This is a genomic window from Phormidesmis sp. 146-20 (assembly GCF_052939475.1).
Genome location: NZ_JBJPHT010000001.1, coordinates 370,231 through 386,696, shown reverse-complemented (window position 1 = coordinate 386,696; position 16,466 = coordinate 370,231). Strand labels below are relative to the sequence as shown.

The 16,466-nt window shown below is 49.2% G+C and carries 16 protein-coding genes; 6 read left to right on the top strand and 10 right to left on the bottom strand.

Annotation, left to right across the window (positions count from 1 at the left end; all coding sequences use genetic code 11):
- Positions 1 to 25: 25 nt before the first annotated feature.
- The 3 genes from ACKFKH_RS01755 (at position 26) to ACKFKH_RS01745 (ending at position 2,808) form a co-directional block, all read left to right on the top strand.
- Positions 26 to 937 (top strand): amino acid ABC transporter permease, encoded by a 912-nt coding sequence (locus tag ACKFKH_RS01755; RefSeq protein WP_446856500.1) that lies wholly within the window; start codon positions 26 to 28, stop codon positions 935 to 937.
- A complete protein-coding gene (locus tag ACKFKH_RS01750) occupies positions 934 to 1,962 on the top strand; it encodes an amino acid ABC transporter permease (RefSeq protein ID WP_446856499.1) in 1,029 nt (342 codons plus the stop codon). Before ACKFKH_RS01755 ends, ACKFKH_RS01750 begins: the two co-directional genes overlap by 4 nt.
- A 207-nt stretch (positions 1,963 to 2,169) precedes the next feature.
- On the top strand, positions 2,170 to 2,808 hold the full coding sequence (locus ACKFKH_RS01745; RefSeq protein WP_446856498.1) for a fasciclin domain-containing protein: 639 nt from the start codon (positions 2,170 to 2,172) through the stop codon (positions 2,806 to 2,808).
- Positions 2,809 to 2,876: 68 nt separating this feature from the next.
- On the opposite strand, the gene ACKFKH_RS01740 is transcribed toward ACKFKH_RS01745, so the two are convergent.
- The 3 genes from ACKFKH_RS01740 to ACKFKH_RS01730 all read right to left on the bottom strand — a co-directional run bounded on the left by ACKFKH_RS01740 (position 2,877) and on the right by ACKFKH_RS01730 (position 3,785).
- Positions 2,877 to 3,017 (bottom strand): hypothetical protein, encoded by a 141-nt coding sequence (locus ACKFKH_RS01740; RefSeq protein WP_446856497.1) that lies wholly within the window; start codon positions 3,015 to 3,017, stop codon positions 2,877 to 2,879.
- Positions 3,018 to 3,063: 46 nt separating this feature from the next.
- Positions 3,064 to 3,333 (bottom strand): hypothetical protein, encoded by a 270-nt coding sequence (locus ACKFKH_RS01735; protein ID WP_446856496.1) that lies wholly within the window; start codon positions 3,331 to 3,333, stop codon positions 3,064 to 3,066.
- 128 nt (positions 3,334 to 3,461) lie between these two features.
- Positions 3,462 to 3,785 (bottom strand): nucleotidyltransferase family protein, encoded by a 324-nt coding sequence (locus tag ACKFKH_RS01730; RefSeq protein ID WP_446856495.1) that lies wholly within the window; start codon positions 3,783 to 3,785, stop codon positions 3,462 to 3,464.
- A gap of 410 nt (positions 3,786 to 4,195) precedes the next feature.
- Here ACKFKH_RS01730 and ACKFKH_RS01725 point away from each other — a divergent pair, with 410 nt between their 5' ends.
- Positions 4,196 to 4,567 carry a hypothetical protein gene (locus ACKFKH_RS01725; protein ID WP_446856494.1) on the top strand — a complete coding sequence of 124 codons (372 nt, stop codon included), beginning with the start codon at positions 4,196 to 4,198 and terminating at the stop codon, positions 4,565 to 4,567.
- 160 nt (positions 4,568 to 4,727) lie between these two features.
- Here the strand turns inward: ACKFKH_RS01725 and ACKFKH_RS01720 are convergent, their stop codons facing one another.
- Positions 4,728 to 6,878 carry a polyribonucleotide nucleotidyltransferase gene (locus tag ACKFKH_RS01720; protein WP_446856493.1) on the bottom strand — a complete coding sequence of 717 codons (2,151 nt, stop codon included), beginning with the start codon at positions 6,876 to 6,878 and terminating at the stop codon, positions 4,728 to 4,730.
- Positions 6,879 to 7,106: 228 nt separating this feature from the next.
- Positions 7,107 to 7,679 (bottom strand): N-acetyltransferase family protein, encoded by a 573-nt coding sequence (locus tag ACKFKH_RS01715; RefSeq protein ID WP_446856492.1) that lies wholly within the window; start codon positions 7,677 to 7,679, stop codon positions 7,107 to 7,109.
- Positions 7,680 to 7,846: 167 nt separating this feature from the next.
- On the opposite strand from ACKFKH_RS01715, the gene ACKFKH_RS01710 reads away from it, so the two are divergent.
- Positions 7,847 to 11,083, top strand: coding sequence for a DEAD/DEAH box helicase (locus ACKFKH_RS01710; protein ID WP_446856491.1), 3,237 nt, complete (start codon positions 7,847 to 7,849; stop codon positions 11,081 to 11,083).
- Positions 11,084 to 11,278: 195 nt separating this feature from the next.
- Here the strand turns inward: ACKFKH_RS01710 and psbA are convergent, their stop codons facing one another.
- The 4 genes from psbA to purS form a co-directional block, all read right to left on the bottom strand.
- Positions 11,279 to 12,361, bottom strand: a complete 1,083-nt coding sequence (psbA, locus tag ACKFKH_RS01705; RefSeq protein ID WP_446856490.1) for a photosystem II q(b) protein — start codon at positions 12,359 to 12,361, stop codon at positions 11,279 to 11,281.
- A gap of 413 nt (positions 12,362 to 12,774) precedes the next feature.
- Complete coding sequence (locus ACKFKH_RS01700; protein WP_446856489.1) at positions 12,775 to 13,716, bottom strand: GNAT family N-acetyltransferase; 942 nt, start codon at positions 13,714 to 13,716, stop codon at positions 12,775 to 12,777.
- Between the two features lie 146 nt (positions 13,717 to 13,862).
- The gene (purQ, locus tag ACKFKH_RS01695) at positions 13,863 to 14,558 is read right to left on the bottom strand and encodes a phosphoribosylformylglycinamidine synthase subunit PurQ (RefSeq protein WP_446856488.1); all 696 of its coding nucleotides are present in this window, start codon (positions 14,556 to 14,558) and stop codon (positions 13,863 to 13,865) included.
- Between the two features lie 39 nt (positions 14,559 to 14,597).
- Entirely contained in the window at positions 14,598 to 14,885 is a 288-nt protein-coding gene (gene purS / locus ACKFKH_RS01690) for a phosphoribosylformylglycinamidine synthase subunit PurS (protein WP_446856487.1), read from the bottom strand.
- Positions 14,886 to 14,957: 72 nt separating this feature from the next.
- On the opposite strand from purS, the gene ACKFKH_RS01685 reads away from it, so the two are divergent.
- On the top strand, positions 14,958 to 15,407 hold the full coding sequence (locus ACKFKH_RS01685; RefSeq protein WP_446856486.1) for a Fur family transcriptional regulator: 450 nt from the start codon (positions 14,958 to 14,960) through the stop codon (positions 15,405 to 15,407).
- Positions 15,408 to 15,474: 67 nt separating this feature from the next.
- Here the strand turns inward: ACKFKH_RS01685 and ACKFKH_RS01680 are convergent, their stop codons facing one another.
- Entirely contained in the window at positions 15,475 to 16,443 is a 969-nt protein-coding gene (locus tag ACKFKH_RS01680; RefSeq protein WP_446856485.1) for a tetratricopeptide repeat protein, read from the bottom strand.
- Positions 16,444 to 16,466 lie beyond the last annotated feature (23 nt).

The following is a 16,466-nucleotide window of genomic DNA, read 5'->3' as shown; positions in this document are numbered from 1 at the left end:
ACGTTATACCTTTTCGATTGTCTTCATGACTCCTCTCTGGCGGACTGCTCGATTTTGGCGATTTGCAGGACAAGCGATCGCCGTGATTCTCATCATCTCAGCACTGGCATTTTTGGGCACCAATCTCGATCGCAACCTAAAACAATTAGGAATTCGCGTCGGCTTTGGCTTTTTGCGATCGCAGGCCGGCTTTACGATCGGCGAAACTCCCGTCGGTTACGAACCGTCTGACAACTACAGTCAAGCTCTACTGATCGGCTTGCTCAATTCGCTCAAGGTGATTGTGACTGGGATTATTGCCGCGACGATCGTCGGTGTAACCGCGGGAATTGCTCGATTGTCTAACAATTGGCTGGTCAGGCATCTAGCAATGGTCTATGTAGAAGGATTGCGAAACACCCCATTGCTATTACAGCTTTTCTTCTGGTATTTCGCTGTTTTCTTGAGCTTGCCTACCCCAGAGAATGCCATTTCGCTAGGATTCATCAACTTTAGCAATCGAGGCGTTGGGCTACTGGGGACACAGCTTTCACCCGAATTTTCCGCCTTACTTGCCGGATTGACCCTCTACACCGGAACCTTTATCGCAGAAATTGTGCGTGGCGGCATTCAGTCAGTGCCTAGAGGTCAATGGGAAGCCGCCCGATCGCTCGGACTCAAACCCGGACTGGTGATGCGGTTGGTGATTTTGCCCCAGGCATTACGGGCGATCATTCCGTCCCTCTCTAACCAATATTTGAACTTAGCCAAAAATTCTAGTCTGGCGATCGCCGTCGGCTATCCCGATCTCTACGCCATCTCATCGACCACGTTTAATCAAACCGGACGCGCCGTTGAAGTCATGCTGTTGATCTGTGCAACCTATCTGACCATCAGCTTGATCATTTCCCTATCGATGAATTTGTACAACCGTTCCGTACAACTGGTAGAACGATGACCCCAACTCAATCCTCAAGACCCAAAACTCAAGTCTCTATAACCCATTGGCTACACAAAAACTTCTTTAACACCTGGGCAAATAGTCTGCTAACGATCGTTTGTTTTGCGCTGCTGATCTGGATTGGTTACGGACTGATCAATTGGATTTTTATCAAAGCACAGTGGGCAGTTGTCGCTCGAAATTTGCCTCTGTTTTTTATCGGACGCTATCCCGTTAGCCAATCCTGGCGATTGTGGGTTGCCTTTCTGGTGTTGGTCGGGGCGATCGCCTCTAGCATTCTCAGCCGACAACTCAAACTATCTCAACAGAAGACATCTCTATTCGTTTTACCAATTTCTTTTTTTCTCATCCTATGGTTAATCGGGGGCGGTGGCTTTCTCACTCCCGTTGGCACAAATTTATGGAATGGATTGTTGCTCACATTGTTGTCAGCAATCATCAGCATTCTCTTAGCCTTTCCGCTTAGTATTCTCTTAGCATTAGGTCGTCAGAGTATATTACCTGTTCTCAAAGGATTCTGCACGATATACATTGAGCTAGTCAGAGGACTACCCCTGATTGGAATCCTCTTTATGGCGCAGGTGATGTTGCCGCTAGTGTTGCCCGGTCAGGTAAGATTGGATCGCGTCGTGAGAGCGATCGCCGGACTCGTGTTATTCAACGCTGCTTATCTAGCAGAAAATGTGCGCGGCGGGTTGCAATCTGTGCCATCGGGTCAAATCGAAGCCGCTAAAGCACTGGGGCTAAATACGCCTCTGACGCTCTGGTTGATTGTCTTGCCTCAAGCGTTGCGGGCAGTGATTCCAGCGATCGTCGGACAATTTATTTCGCTATTCAAAGATACGTCACTGTTAGCGTTGTTTGCCCTAGTAGAACTCACGGGAATCGCCCGATCGATTTTGGCTCAACCTCAGTTCTTGGGACGCTACGCAGAAGTTTATCTATTTATTGGTCTGATTTACTGGGTTTTTTGCTACTCAATGTCGATCGTCAGTCGTCGTTTAGAACAAAAAAGAGGTTAATTGGAACCAAAAAGCTCGAAGATCGTCTGCACCGAATGGCGACTCTAGCCAAGTTCTTGTAGCGAGGCAGATCGCAACGGTCTGTTTCAGCCGATCGCTTTAGCCGATTTGAAACAAGCCATACAGTTGTTGTGATTTGCGAAAAATCGTTATAAGATTTACGCGGCGTTACAAAAGTTCACTTTACGTAATCTGGATACCATTCCCATGCAAACGAAAACGACTGTGATCAAACTATTGAGTCTCGCAGGAGTCTTGAGCTTCGGTGCGCTGGTCAGCCTTCCCAATGCGACCCAAGCAGACATGCACTCGCCCAAGCCCAAGCCCGCGGCACCCATGCCCATGTCTAGCCCGATGACTCAGCCAGCCGAGCCGATGACTCAGCCGATGTCTACCCCGGCTCCGATGGGTTCTCCTAGTGGGATGACATCAAGCGAAACGATCGTAGGCGTGGCCACCGCGAACGGCTCCTTCAAAACGCTGACGGCTGCTCTCAAAGCGGCTGGCCTCGTCGAAACCCTCAACGGGTCTGGCCCGTTCACCGTTTTTGCACCCACGGATGCCGCCTTTGCCAAACTTCCCAAAGGTACGGTTGAGACGCTGCTCAAGCCCGAAAACAAGGCCAAACTCATCCAGGTTCTCACCTACCACGTCGTTCCCGGCGAAGTGCTTTCGACCAGCCTCCAATCAGGCAAGGTCAAAACGGTCGAAGGTAGCCCTGTCAGCGTGATGGTGGGCAAAAGCGGCGTGATGGTCAACAAGTCAAAAGTCACCGGGGCCGATGTCAAAGCCAGCAACGGCGTGATTCATGTGATTGATACGGTTTTGATGCCTCCCGCCAAGTAAGCTCAATCGCTGTTACATTCAAGCTTCTCAATCACTAATGGGGATTGCTCGATCGAGCACCCCTTTTTTTAGCCCGTTGTCCGCCGAACGTGATCGAGAATGCGCTGTCTACGCTCTGCCGATCGAATCGGAAGCGGTTTCGCAAAATCTGCGGTGCTGCGAGCAAGATGCTCTAGAATGCGTTTTTTGCGATCGTCTGCACTGGCCATAGTCTTTACTTTGAACTGTCTAAACTAGCTCTGACGATTCTAACGCTCATGGCTCCGATTGGTTAGAGGCTTGCAGGTAGCCAATAAAGCCTTTGAAATTTCGCTCGATTTTGATCGAGGTGCCGTCTTTGCTGTGAACGTAAGCAACTTCGGCAGGTGCAATGTCTAGTAAATTGGCAACCAGCATGTTGAGAGAAATTGTTTGAAACGCAACGGTTGCGCGATCGCTCAAATGTTTGGTTACAGTAATCGGAATGCCAGCGTGATCAAAAGTGCCAACGCAAACCAAAAGCTCAGTTTTGTCTTCAGATTCCATTAGAGAATATTGTTTAGACGGACAGCTTTAGCATTCCCACAGAGAGCAAAAAGGCTTGAAGATTGACAACACTTCTACTTCAGCTTAGAAGTATTCTTGCTTGAGAATTAGCCTGATTTCGTAAATACTCACGAGCCGATGGAGACATACTCGACTTCATCCAAAATGTGTGGGCCAATGTAAGGGCTTAATGACTCGATCGTGACGAGATCGATCGCTCTACCAAAAAGGTCTTCCAGAAAAAAAGAGAGATGCATAAAGTTATCAAACGTTTTCTCATCCGGCTCAAAAGCAACCAAAATATCGACATCGCTTTGATCATGAATTGCACTGTCACGCATAAATGAACCAAAGACACCACAACGACTCACTCCAAACCAATGTAGCTGCTGTTGATTTTCTTGAAGGAGAGACAGCACTTGCGCTTTCATCTGTACAGGCATCATTTGCATAAACTAGTCACCTGATGCTAAATCTATCACACCCTCTGCTTAACAAAATAGACTGCAAAGGACGCTGCATTCAAGTGATGCTTTCGTGCAAGCAGAGCCACTCTCAAAAATTCGGGATTCCAAAAAACGAAAAACTCTTGTAGAATACTTCGCAGATGGATCTAAACGCCCCGAAGCCTGATCTCCACAATCAGAACTCCGAGGACTTCCATCTAAAGTTAAGAGTAGTAACTTCAGAGGCGTATATGATTGTACACCGTCAGCTTTGCGATGGGATCTTGAAAGGCTGGAATCAAGATCCTGCACACAGTTCACATTTGCGGGGAACGTTTGAGCCATTGCTTTATGGTTCCCCATCCGGGGAAACCGCGTTCCCATCCTCTTTGCACTAAACAGAGAGGAATCACAACATGGCCGTTAGGAGACACCTTCCTGACTCGGTTTCGTTTAGCTTTGAGTTGCAATGCTCATTGGTAAGACGATATCAAGTCACTGTTACCTTAGATTTGCAAGACCGACTGATTTTCATGCCCTCTGGCATTCTCTCAGACATCAGGAATTCTATTGACGAGTTTGTTGAACAATTGAGTGAAATTGCATCAAGTCAACTGGCCTATCTCAAATGGGATGGCACGAGCGATTTGACCACTGAATATCAAGTGATTCGCGTGTTAGCGGGCTATCAAGTGCAGCGGTCTTTAATGAAGTTCGATATTGTCATGGGGGCTGGTTCACTCATACACCTGGAGGAATTGCACAACAAAAAGACAATTCAACTGTAGGAGATTGAGTGTAGGAAGTTAGGGAGCCATCGATCGACTCAAAGTTTCTCTCAAAAAGCAACCCTTCAGACACTTTGCGGCTCCCTTTACCCACAAAAAATCGCCCCCCAACTCAAAGCTAGAGGACGAATCACTTCTAAATCTTTAACTAAATCAAGCCTCAACTAGCTGTGACAGCCCCACGAGCGGCAGCAGCTTCATCTGGGTGAATGCCCAACCGAGTCAAATTCACGCGACCCCGATTGTCAATTTCACGAATCTTGACGATCACCTCATCGCCCAGCGTCACTTCATCTTCGACCTTGCCGACCCGATGATCCGCCAGTTGAGAAATGTGGATCATGCCCTCCTTGCCAGGAAGAAACTCGACAAAGGCTCCGATCGGAATCACCCGCGTCACTTTGCCCACATAGACATCCCCTGCACTCAGCTTGCGCGTCATGCCTTGAATAATACTCCGGGCGCGTTTGGCCTTCTCGCCATCGACTGCGGAAATCGTAATCGTGCCATCATCGTCAATGTCGATTTTGGCTCCCGTTTCCTCAGTGATGCCCTTGATCGTTTTGCCACCAGGGCCAATGATCAGACCAATCAAATCCTGATCAATCTTGAGGGTGAGCAACCGAGGCGCAAAGGGTGACATGTCTTGGCGGGGCTTGTCGATCGCCTCCAGCATTTTGTTGAGAATATGAATCCGCGCAGGTTTCGCCTTGTTGATCGCGTCTGCAATCACACTCATGGGCAGTCCTGTGATCTTCATATCCAGTTGCAGAGCGGTAATCCCAGTGTCCGTTCCCGCGACTTTGAAATCCATATCGCCTAAGAAATCTTCGATACCCTGAATGTCGGTGAGGATACGAATTTCTTCGCCTTCTTTGATCAACCCCATCGCAGCACCGCCCACAGGCTTGATCAACGGCACACCCGCATCCATCAGCGCCAGAGTCGAGCCAGAAACCGAACCCATCGAAGTCGAACCATTGGAAGACAGCACTTCGGAAACCACTCGGATCACGTAAGGAAACTGCTCTTTGGGCGGCAAGACGGGAACGATCGCGCGTTCTGCCAGGGCACCGTGACCGATTTCTCGACGACCGGGCGATCGCATGGGGCGCGTTTCACCCACTGAGTAAGGCGGAAAGTTGTAATGGTGCAGATAGCGCTTCTCTTCGTCGGGGTGCAAATCGTCAAGATCTTGAGCATCTCCCGGACTGCCCAACGTCACCGCCGACATCACCTGAGTCAATCCACGGTTAAACAAACCGCTGCCATGCACCCGACGCGGCAACACGCCAACTCGACAGGAAATCGGGCGAATTTCATCTAGTTTGCGACCATCGACGCGCACACCGTCTTCGACAATTTGACGGCGCATCAGCGTTTTGGTGACATCCTTAAACGTATTGCTCAACGCTTTGGGATTGGCAACCGCCGCGACTTTGACCGGGTCTTCTTCAGGAAGTTCGGCGATCGCTTCGACCACCGACTTTTTGACCGCATCTAGCGCCGTTTCTCTAACGTGCTTGTCTTTCTCAAATCTGCCTAAAATCTCTTTGACCGGAGCCGTCACTCGCTCTCGGATAAAGTCTTCTAGCGTGGGGTCGATCGCCGGCGCTTCTTCCTTCACCAGTTCAATACCCAGTTCTTTGATGAGTTCTAGCTGGGCGGCAATCAGATCGCGCACTGCTTCGTAGCCAAAATCGATCGCTTCGATCATGTCTTGCTCAGGCAGTTGATTTGCGCCCGCTTCGACCATGATTACGCCATCGGGCGTGCCTGCGACGACGAGATCCAGATCGCCCGATTCAATCTCTTTGTAGGTGGGATTGATCACAAAATCATCGCCGACTAAGCCAACGCGCACGGCGGCCATCGGCCCATTAAAGGGAATCTTGGCCAAGAGAACGGCGATCGAAGCGCCCGTCACCGCCAACACATCCGGAGGCACCATTTCATCCATCGACAGCGTAGTGGCTACAACCTGAATATCATCGCGTAGCCAGAGGGGAAACAAGGGGCGCAGCGGGCGATCGACTAGCCGACAGGTGAGAATTGCCTTTTCGGGGGGGCGACCTTCTCGTCTCAGAAAGCCTCCGGGAATCCGACCCGCCGCGTACATCCGTTCTTCATAATCGACAAGGAGCGGTAGAAAATCGATGCCTTCTCGACCTTGGGCACGGGTTGCAGCGACCAAAACTGCCGTATCACCCGACTCGATTAACACCGAACCTCCAGCTTGGGGAGCGAGCAATCCAACTTTGAGTCGAATATCCCTACCATCAAAGGATATTGACTTCTCGAACTCTTGCATGAAGTGTCCTTTCCTTTCTTTGTTCTTTTTTTTCGTCCTGACGCAATCCTAACACTGATACACTTTTGCTGACTTTTTTAATGGTTGCAGCGTTCTAATTCGCGTCCAAAAATCGACAATTTAGTTCAGCATTATTGTTGAATCAGGAAGGAGTTTTGAGGGTTAAGGGTTGAAGATTGAGGGCTGGATTTTGAGAACTGGATTTTGAGAACTTTACGCTTTTAGGGGTCAAGCCAGCGATCGATAGAAAATCAGGGCATCAACCGTCTGATCCTCTAGTTGCACAGCGTTGGGAATGTGACCGATAATCTCAAAGTTGAGTGACTTCCAAAGCTGAATTGAGGCTGTGTTAGTGGCAAAGACGAGATTAAACATGATTGCGCTGTAACCAAGTGTAGGCGCTAACTCCAGCAAAGCTTCTCCCATGAGGCGACCGATCCCCAGACCTCGCATTTCAGGTTGTACAATAAAGCCAGCGTTACAAATATGGCTACAGCGTCCAGGAAAGTTGGGTTTGATGAAGAAGGCCGCTAAAATTTTGGTTTGATTAGTCGGGGAGGAAGGCGAACTGTTGCGAACGACAAAAGCATCTCCAACGAGCCAATAAGCGGCAAACTCAGTTTTAGAAAGGGGATGTTTCTGAGGATAGGTTTCTCCCTCGACGATCACCGCATTAAAAAGCGATCGCACCTTCTCTCCTTCAGCCGCTTGCATTTGGTCTAATCGAACTGTTTCACCGTTTCTTAAAGTTTTATCAAGCGGAAGTTGTACCATCATTTCAGACGATCGCAATACCATCATTATGTTAGCTAAATCAGGTTGATCGCTAAAATTTGGTGAGTGACAAACGAGACCCGCTACGCTAGAGACCCTGGACATTTACCTAAAATTCTGACTTTCCCCGACGTCCTGCTGCATTCTTTGTCGAGCGTGTCTGACTAAAACAATTTCAGGGATTTTTAACTCGAATGGCAGTTTTACATGGTAGTTGGATCTTCCAGTCGCAAGCGTTTCAAGACGAGCATGAACGTCCTTTGAGCGAGGGCTGTTTGCTGATATGGGGCGAAACCTGGCGCAGATTAGAAGAAGGAAAGCCAGAGCAGGCGCTAATTCCAGCCCATCCTTATGCCATGAGTCGATCGGAGTTAGTCGAGTTTTTAACTTCACTTCAACAAGTCAAAAGTCTCCGGTTGCCGCTCTTAAAAGAGTTAGAAGTGGCCAGTTCTACCAAACGAGGCCGAAAATCAGCTTCGACGATCGCGCCCTCTGACCGCTGGAAATCACAAGTTTTGGCACTGCCAACCGGGACACCCGATTCAGAAGAAGGATTAGTTCCGCAACTGTCGGCCGCATCGGGTCTGGGCGAGTCTGTTTTGTTAGCGCCGTGGAAACTTGAAGGACTGGCGTTGAATCCTCTGGAAGCGCTGAGGTTTTTGAATTCGCTGCCGCTGAGTGGCTTGAGTGACGAGGAATCGTTTGTGGGCGGCGATTTGCGCTATTGGTCACATGTGGCCCGCTGGAGTTGGGATCTGCTGGCACGATCGAAGTTTCTCCCCGGACTGACTGAGCAATTTGGCGTTTGGGAAGCGTTGCTTGACAGTTCCACCGATCAGGCGCGATTGGGACATTTTGGCCGTCAGATGCCGTCAGTCTGTCGCACCTATCAGCAAAGTTTGGCAGAAACCTTCTCGATCGAACTGCCCCCAGAACCTCAAGCGCTGTTGTTGGACTTTTTGAATCAGGTCACGGATGCACAAGTCCGCCTGATGACCAGTCAGCAACCATTGAAACCGTCTCGTGACGCAATCGCCATTGATTCTCCGCTGCAAGAATGGCTACAATCCCTGGGTCAGCCTGCCAGACGGTTGGAGATCAGGGAACTCGATCGCCTCGAATCCGCCCTGACAGCCTGGAAAGCACCGTTACGGAATTATCAAACCGCTCAGTTTCGCACTTGTTTTCAGCTTGAACCGCCTGCCAACAACTATCAAAAAGATTGGACGCTGAACTATTGTTTACAAGCGATCGATGATCCTGATTTTCTGATCAGCGCTCCGATTATTTGGCAAAATCCCGTCGATCGATTTGCTTATTTGGGACGCACGATCGACCATCCCCAAGAGACGTTATTGATGGGATTGGGATTGGCTTCTCGTGTCTACAATCTGATCGAGCCAAGCCTTGAAGAAGCCCGCCCGCAAGTGTGTCACCTGAATCCGACTCAAGCCTACGACTTTATTATGAATATGGCTTGGAGATTGCAAGACAGCGGATTGGGAGTGATTTTGCCTGCGAGTTTGGCAAATCGGGGCGGCTGGGCGAATAAGCTGGGACTCAAAATTCGAGCCTCTACGCCGACCAGAAAAAAAGTACGATTGGGATTGCAAAGCCTACTAAATTTTGAATGGGAACTATCCATTGGCGGACACAGTTTATCGAAAGCAGAATTCGATCGCCTGGTCGCGATGAATACTCCCTTAGTCGAAATCAATGGGGAATGGGTGGAGTTGCGATCGCAAGACATTCGATCCGCCCAATCGTTTTTTGCAGCCCGCAAAGATCAGACGACGCTCTCACTTGAGGATGCGCTGCGGATTAGTAGTGGAGATACGCAGACGATCGAGAAGCTGCCCGTGGTCAGTTTTGAAGCGTCCGGTGCCCTGCAAGAATTGGTGACGACTCTGACCGGAAACCAGCCCGTCGAAGAAATAGAGACCCCAAAGGACTTTCAAGGCGAACTGCGTCCCTATCAATCGCGTGGCGTAGCGTGGCTGACCTTTCTGGAACGGTGGGGCTTGGGAGCCTGTCTCGCCGACGATATGGGTTTGGGCAAAACGATTCAATTCATCGCCTTTTTGTTGCATCTTAAGCAGCAGGGCAATTTGGAGCAGCCAATTTTATTAGTGTGTCCGACTTCGGTGCTGGGAAACTGGGAGCGAGAGGTGAAAAAGTTTGCCCCGACGCTCAAAGCGATCGTTCATCATGGCGAGAAACGTCCCCAGGGAGCAACTTTCACCAAAGAAGCGAGGAAATATAATCTGGTGATTACCAGCTATACCCTGGTGCAGCGAGATCTCAAAGCGTTGACGACTGTTCCCTGGCAGGGCGTGGTCTTAGACGAGGCGCAAAATATCAAGAATGTCGAGTCAAAACAATCGCAAGCCGTTCGGCAGTTAGAAACTCAGTTTCGCATCGCCCTAACCGGAACGCCCGTCGAAAATCGGCTATCTGAACTGTGGTCAATTCTGGACTTTTTGAATCCGGGCTATCTCGGGCCTAAAAACTTTTTTCAGCGGCGATTTGCCATTCCGATCGAGCGATACGGCGACACGACTTCTCTACAAACATTGCGATCGCTGGCTCAACCTTTTATTTTGCGGCGACTGAAGACCGATCGTGACATCATTCAAGACCTGCCCGACAAACAAGAGATGACCGTTTTTTGTGGACTGTCGGCCGAGCAGGCTGCACTGTATCAAGGCGTGGTCGATCGTTCTCTCAAAGACATCGAAGCTGCTGAAGGCATCCAGCGTAAGGGAATTATTCTGGCACTGCTCACCAAACTCAAGCAAATCTGCAACCATCCAGGACTGCTCAAAACAGAAGAAACCGATCAGCCCATTCCTGACCCTGACAGTTCAATCTTTCAGTCTCGATCGGGTAAACTGCAACGCTTAGAAGAAATGCTCGAAGAAGCGGTGGCGGAGGGCGATCGGGCCTTAATTTTCACGCAGTTTGCAGAATGGGGAAAACTTCTCAAAGCCCATCTCGAAAAGCAACTGGGACGAGAAACGCTCTTTCTGTATGGCGGCAGTTCTAAAAAGCAGCGCGAAGAAATGATCGATCGCTTCCAACAAGATCCTCAAGGGCCGCGCATTTTCATTCTGTCGCTCAAAGCGGGAGGTGTCGGGTTAAATCTAACTCGCGCCAATCACGTCTTTCACTTCGATCGCTGGTGGAATCCGGCTGTCGAAAACCAGGCAACCGATCGTGTCTTTCGCATCGGACAAACTCGCAACGTTCAGGTTCACAAATTTGTTTGCACTGGCACTTTAGAAGAGCGCATTCACGAAATGATCGAAAGCAAAAAAGCGCTTGCAGAACAGGTAATTGGCGCTGGTGAAAGCTGGCTCACAGACCTCGACACCGACCAACTACGGAATTTGCTGCTGCTCGATCGCAGTGCCGTGATCGGAGAAGAATAGCCTACTAAGGTTGCGTGAATTCGACCCCTTGGGGGTAACTCGATTTCGAGTTTTTTGCTTCGTTTTAGTCGGCTTCTGCCCCCTAAATCCCCCAATTCTGGGAGACTTTGAGACAAGATATTGTTCGGTTCAAATAGCAAAAGTCCCCGAAACGATGAACGATCGAGGACTTTGATAGAGATTTAACCGACTAGATTAGCCGTTGATTGCAGGAGCTTGTAGAGCAATTGGAGTTGCCTCTTCACAAGCCAGATCCAGCGGGAAGTTGTGAGCATTGCGCTCGTGCATCACTTCCATCCCCAAGTTGGCACGATTGATCATGTCAGCCCAAGTATTGATGACTCGACCCTGAGAATCGAGAACCGACTGGTTAAAGTTAAAGCCGTTCAGGTTAAATGCCATCGTGCTGACACCTAAAGCGGTAAACCAGATCCCAACGACGGGCCACGCACCCAAGAAGAAGTGCAGCGATCGCGAGTTGTTAAACGACGCATATTGGAAGATCAACCGACCAAAGTAGCCGTGAGCCGCCACAATGTTGTAGGTTTCTTCCTCTTGACCAAACTTATAGCCCGCGTTCTGCGTTTCGTTTTCGGTTGTCTCACGCACCAGAGAAGAGGTGACGAGTGAGCCGTGCATCGCCGAAAACAAGCTGCCACCAAACACACCCGCGACACCCAACATGTGGAAGGGGTGCATCAAAATGTTGTGTTCAGCTTGAAACACGATCATAAAGTTGAAGGTGCCAGAGATTCCCAGGGGCATTCCATCTGAGAAGCTGCCTTGACCGATCGGGTAGATCAACAAAACAGCCAGCGCAGCCGACAAAGGAGCAGAATAGGCAACGCAAATCCAGGGACGCATTCCCAGACGGTAGCTGAGTTCCCATTGACGACCCATATAGCAAAAAATGCCAATCAGGAAGTGGAGAACAACCAGTTGGTAAGGGCCACCGTTGTACAGCCATTCATCCAGAGAAGCGGCTTCCCAGATGGGGTAGAAGTGCAAGCCGATCGCGTTGGAGGAAGGAACGACTGCACCCGAAATAATGTTGTTGCCAAACATCAGGGAGCCAGCTACAGGCTCACGAATGCCGTCAATATCAACGGGGGGCGCAGCGATGAATGCAATGATGAAGCAGATCGTTGCAGACAGCAAAGTGGGGATCATGAGAACCCCAAACCAGCCGACATAAATCCGGTTATCGGTGCTGGTAACCCAGTCACAAAGCCGATCCCACAGATTGCCGCCGTCGCGTCTTTCTAATGTTGTGGTCATAGTGGTGATAATTGCGTGAAACGACAAAAAATATAGCCGTAACGAATGAATCGGCAAATAATTTACCTGCATTCATCTTACGGATATTTATCTTCATTTTTCTAGGGGAGTTTTGTTAATTTTCTTGAGCGATCGTGCTTGCACTTTTACGAGTTTTCAAGGCTTTTCGGCACTAGTTCTTTTACAAAAGTTCATTAACAAAAATCTTGTTTCTTTATAAAAACTTAGAGAATGAATTCAGGTTGTTTCAAGCATTCCTAAGTCAAACTTTCTTAATTTATAAACATCTTTTGCAATCTAAAAGTTACAATTCCTCATATCAAAAGAGCGCTCTTGTCAGGAACGCTCAATCATTTAGACAACAGTACTAGAATCCTTCTATAGTCTGCTGCGATCGAATTATTAAACAGCTGCTAGCGCCAATCGTCTAATACAAAAACGTCTGATCGACTGTAACCAGCCTCATTTGGCTTGTGCATCACGACACCAATGATTTCAGTGCGAAAACGTCGAGCAACCATTCTGGTATAGGCTGCATCATGACTAGTATTCACTCCAGCTACGAGACGCAACATTTTTTGAGCCGCTCCGTAGCCTTCACACCGATCAAGCAACTGTTCAAACTGTTCTCCTGCTCGTATTCCTGGGCGCACTGCCCCAAACTTGATCGAGCAGACATCACTACCCGCTTCGCTACCTGCACCACAATGACAAATTGCAAATCCTGCTAGACCTGTCTCATCCCACAGCAAAACGGTATCACCTAAATTTTGAGCATGGACGGCTAGAATCTCACGCGATAGATCTAGCCCAGAATAAATTGCATCTGTAAGTTGAAAACACTCTTTGAGACAATCAGATTGCTGCTGCGGGTCGAGTTTAGAGTAGTTCGTTGCAACTAAGTTTTGCTGACCTGCCTGAATCGGTTTCGCCATAATAAAGGTCAGAAAGCGTGGGTAAAATCCAAACTTCTGATAGAGTGCATGGTGCTTTGGGCTATTTGGAAAAGTAAACAGCCCAGCCTGTCGCGTTCCCCATTGAGCAAATTGAGCCATCACAGGTTCTATTAGACGTTGAGCAATGCCTTGATCCCAATAGTCAGGATGAACACTAAGCGGCCCAACAATACCAACGCTCCCCCAAGAAATAGCGATATTGGAGCCAGCTAGTTTCCCATCAATCTCGGCAGCAAATGCCGCTGTCGGATCAACGTTCCATCGGGATTTGATGTAGTCTGCGTCACCGCCAAAATCGGTGGGTTGAGGCAATCCAACAAATGTGCCAAAGGCAAGTCGAAAGATATGTTCAGCGATCGATAGTTCATCTTCCTGAAGGAGCCGAATTAAGATGTTCATAACGGCGCTCTCCGTTGTTGGTGTGAAGAGTTTAGCAATAAATTCTTGCAGACCTAGAACAACGGGTTTTAATCTTTACCAAGGGCCAGCAACCTCTGCGAGGGAGAAGGTCTAAAAATAGAATTTAGCCGACGATCGCTCAACTTCTAACCAACACCCGCGATCGTCAGCAATCCCTTAAACAAACGCATTCCATCGACACCGCCTAGGGCCGGGTCAGCCGATCGCTCCGGGTGAGGCATCATTCCCAATACATTACCCGATCGATTACAAATGCCCGCAATGTGGTTCATCGATCCGTTGGGGTTGCTAACTGGATCAGATTCACCAGAGGAATTGCAGTAGCGAAACAAAACTTGCTGATTGTCTTCGAGCGACTTGAGCGTGTCAGCATCCGCGTAATAGCTGCCTTCTCCATGCGCGATCGGCAATGTAATCACTTCTCCAGTTTGATAAGCCTGCGTCCAGGGTAAATCGGTACGCTCAACTTTTAGCGGGACGCGATCGCAGACGAAATGCAGATCTCGATTTCTCACCAGCGCCCCCGGCAACAAACCCGCCTCTGTCAGCACTTGAAACCCATTACAAATGCCCAGCACCCATTTGCCCTGTTCTGCATGTTGAATCGTAGACTGCATCGCCGGAGAAAATCGAGCGATCGCTCCACATCGCAAATAATCACCATAGCTAAACCCCCCCGGAACGACGACCACATCAATATCCGAAAGATCACTTTCCTCGTGCCAGATCATGCGCGTCGGCTGATCAAGTAACCCCTGCGTCACCCAAACCACATCGCGATCGCAATTCGACCCCGGAAAAACCAAAACCCCAAATTTCATCCTTCCTCCCTCATCCCTCATCCCTTCTAAATCCCTGATCTATGAACCTATATTCAATGGTGTAGACAATTGCTTGAGATCAAACCGATAATTTTCAATAACGGGGTTGGCGAGAAGCTGGTCACAGACGCGATCGAGTTGTTCACGCGCGGCCACTTCATTTTCTGCGTTCAGCGTTAGCTCAATGTACTTGCCAATTCTGATTTGCTCAACATTGTCGTATCCCATGTGAGTTAAGCCCGATCGCACCGCCGTCCCCGCCGGATCTAACACCGAAGGGCGAAGAGTAACATAGATTTGAGCTTGATATTTCTGAGTCACAGCCATGTCCTGATTGCTACAAAGACCGTCTTGAATGCTAACAGCTTTATCATTCTAAGACTGCACCACCCCAAAGCTGTGGTTCTCAATCAGAAAGCGCAGAATTTCGATTTTATTTTGGACGCACCCATGAAAGCACAACGCACCCGCAGTCAAGAACGAATCCTGGACATCTTAAAGACCTTAAACAAAGCGATTTCTGCTCAAGATCTCTATGTCGAACTGCGGAATCGAGACCTGAGCATGGGGCTGGCAACGGTATATCGTGCCCTGGAGTCACTCAAGCTAGAAGGTATGGTGCAAGTGCGAACGTTGGCTAATGGAGAAGCACTCTACAGTCTGGTGCAAGAAGACAAACACCATCTCACCTGCGTTCAGTGTGGTAGCTCAGTGGCGATCGACCAGTGCCCCGTCCACGCTTTAGAATCTCAACTGCACGACTCTTACCAGTTCAAAATCTACTATCACATGCTGGAGTTTTTTGGTCTTTGCACCCAATGTCAAACCACAAATGCGGCTAAAGGATAAAAGGGAACGATCGATTCAGTCAGGGAATGGAAGCAGCGTAGTTCGTCAGGCAACCATCCCCCACACGCTAGTTCTTCTCGCTCTTTTCCTCTTCGCTCTTGGGAGCCGGAGCCTCAACAGAAGGACTGCCCTGGACTTGCGGAGCCGCTTCAGATTGAGGAGCCACCGGAGCCGGACTGGTCGCACCAGGACTAGCTGGAGTCGCACCAGGCATCGTCACTTTAGGAGGCGCATCACTCGCAGCCTGTTGAATCTGATCCTTATATTGAGCAGGAGCCAACGAAGCAGCCGTCTCAAACAAAGGTTTCGCCTCGTCTTTTTTGCCCTGTTCTTTTAGCACCAAAGCTTTGTAAAACACGGGCTGAAAATCTTGCTTGTTGGTTTTGATGGCTTCGTCAAAGACGTTGAGGGCTTCGTCAAATCGCTTCTGAGATGCAAAAACCTTACCCAACAAAACTTGAATCGCCGTCGTATCCACACTGCCCGTTTGAGCTTTATTCGCTTGAGGCGCATTCTTTAGCGTGTCTTGTAGAAGCCCGATCGCCGCTTCTGGTCGTTTTTGCTCAATCAACAATCCGGCTAACCCTTGCAGGGCATTCAAATCGCCAGGTTTGGTATTGAGAATATTGCGGTAAGCCTGAGCAGATCCTTCGAGGTCACCCGTCTGCTGTCTTGCCTGAGCCAACAGAACGCCGTATTCCGTCTGAGTTGGGTTTGCTTTAGACAGTCTTTCTAACGGATCGATCGCGCCCTTGACATCATTCAATCGCAGTTTGGCTTCTAGCAATCCTCGCAGCGCTGTTTGATTGTCAGGTTCACGCTTAAGAACTTCTTCGTACCCTCTGGCTTGCGCCTCAACGTCTGCCTTTTTGGCCTCGATCAACTGGGCTGGACTGGGAACCGCCTTTGCCTGTTGGGTCGGACTATTAAACGTCGAGGCAATGAGAGGAATAATGGACACTCCTAACAAGCCCACCGTGGCGATGATTAGCACCACATTTAGCAGCCACCGATTTTTCCGCTTTTCTTCAGCCACAAGATTGCCTCAAACTCAACAGG

What these genes read in the sequence shown, in the direction of transcription:
- purS (WP_446856487.1), bottom strand. Translation starts at nt 14,885, where the DNA reads ATGGCTGTGACTCAGAAATATCAAGCTCAAATCTATGTTACTCTTCGC.
- ACKFKH_RS01720 (WP_446856493.1), bottom strand. Translation starts at nt 6,878, where the DNA reads ATGCAAGAGTTCGAGAAGTCAATATCCTTTGATGGTAGGGATATTCGA.
- ACKFKH_RS01750 (WP_446856499.1), top strand. Translation starts at nt 934, where the DNA reads ATGACCCCAACTCAATCCTCAAGACCCAAAACTCAAGTCTCTATAACC.
- ACKFKH_RS01730 (WP_446856495.1), bottom strand. Translation starts at nt 3,785, where the DNA reads ATGCAAATGATGCCTGTACAGATGAAAGCGCAAGTGCTGTCTCTCCTT.
- ACKFKH_RS01710 (WP_446856491.1), top strand. Translation starts at nt 7,847, where the DNA reads ATGGCAGTTTTACATGGTAGTTGGATCTTCCAGTCGCAAGCGTTTCAA.
- ACKFKH_RS01735 (WP_446856496.1), bottom strand. Translation starts at nt 3,333, where the DNA reads ATGGAATCTGAAGACAAAACTGAGCTTTTGGTTTGCGTTGGCACTTTT.
- psbA (WP_446856490.1), bottom strand. Translation starts at nt 12,361, where the DNA reads ATGACCACAACATTAGAAAGACGCGACGGCGGCAATCTGTGGGATCGG.
- ACKFKH_RS01755 (WP_446856500.1), top strand. Translation starts at nt 26, where the DNA reads ATGACTCCTCTCTGGCGGACTGCTCGATTTTGGCGATTTGCAGGACAA.
- ACKFKH_RS01740 (WP_446856497.1), bottom strand. Translation starts at nt 3,017, where the DNA reads ATGGCCAGTGCAGACGATCGCAAAAAACGCATTCTAGAGCATCTTGCT.
- purQ (WP_446856488.1), bottom strand. Translation starts at nt 14,558, where the DNA reads ATGAAATTTGGGGTTTTGGTTTTTCCGGGGTCGAATTGCGATCGCGAT.
- ACKFKH_RS01715 (WP_446856492.1), bottom strand. Translation starts at nt 7,679, where the DNA reads ATGATGGTATTGCGATCGTCTGAAATGATGGTACAACTTCCGCTTGAT.
- ACKFKH_RS01700 (WP_446856489.1), bottom strand. Translation starts at nt 13,716, where the DNA reads ATGAACATCTTAATTCGGCTCCTTCAGGAAGATGAACTATCGATCGCT.
- ACKFKH_RS01725 (WP_446856494.1), top strand. Translation starts at nt 4,196, where the DNA reads ATGGCCGTTAGGAGACACCTTCCTGACTCGGTTTCGTTTAGCTTTGAG.
- ACKFKH_RS01745 (WP_446856498.1), top strand. Translation starts at nt 2,170, where the DNA reads ATGCAAACGAAAACGACTGTGATCAAACTATTGAGTCTCGCAGGAGTC.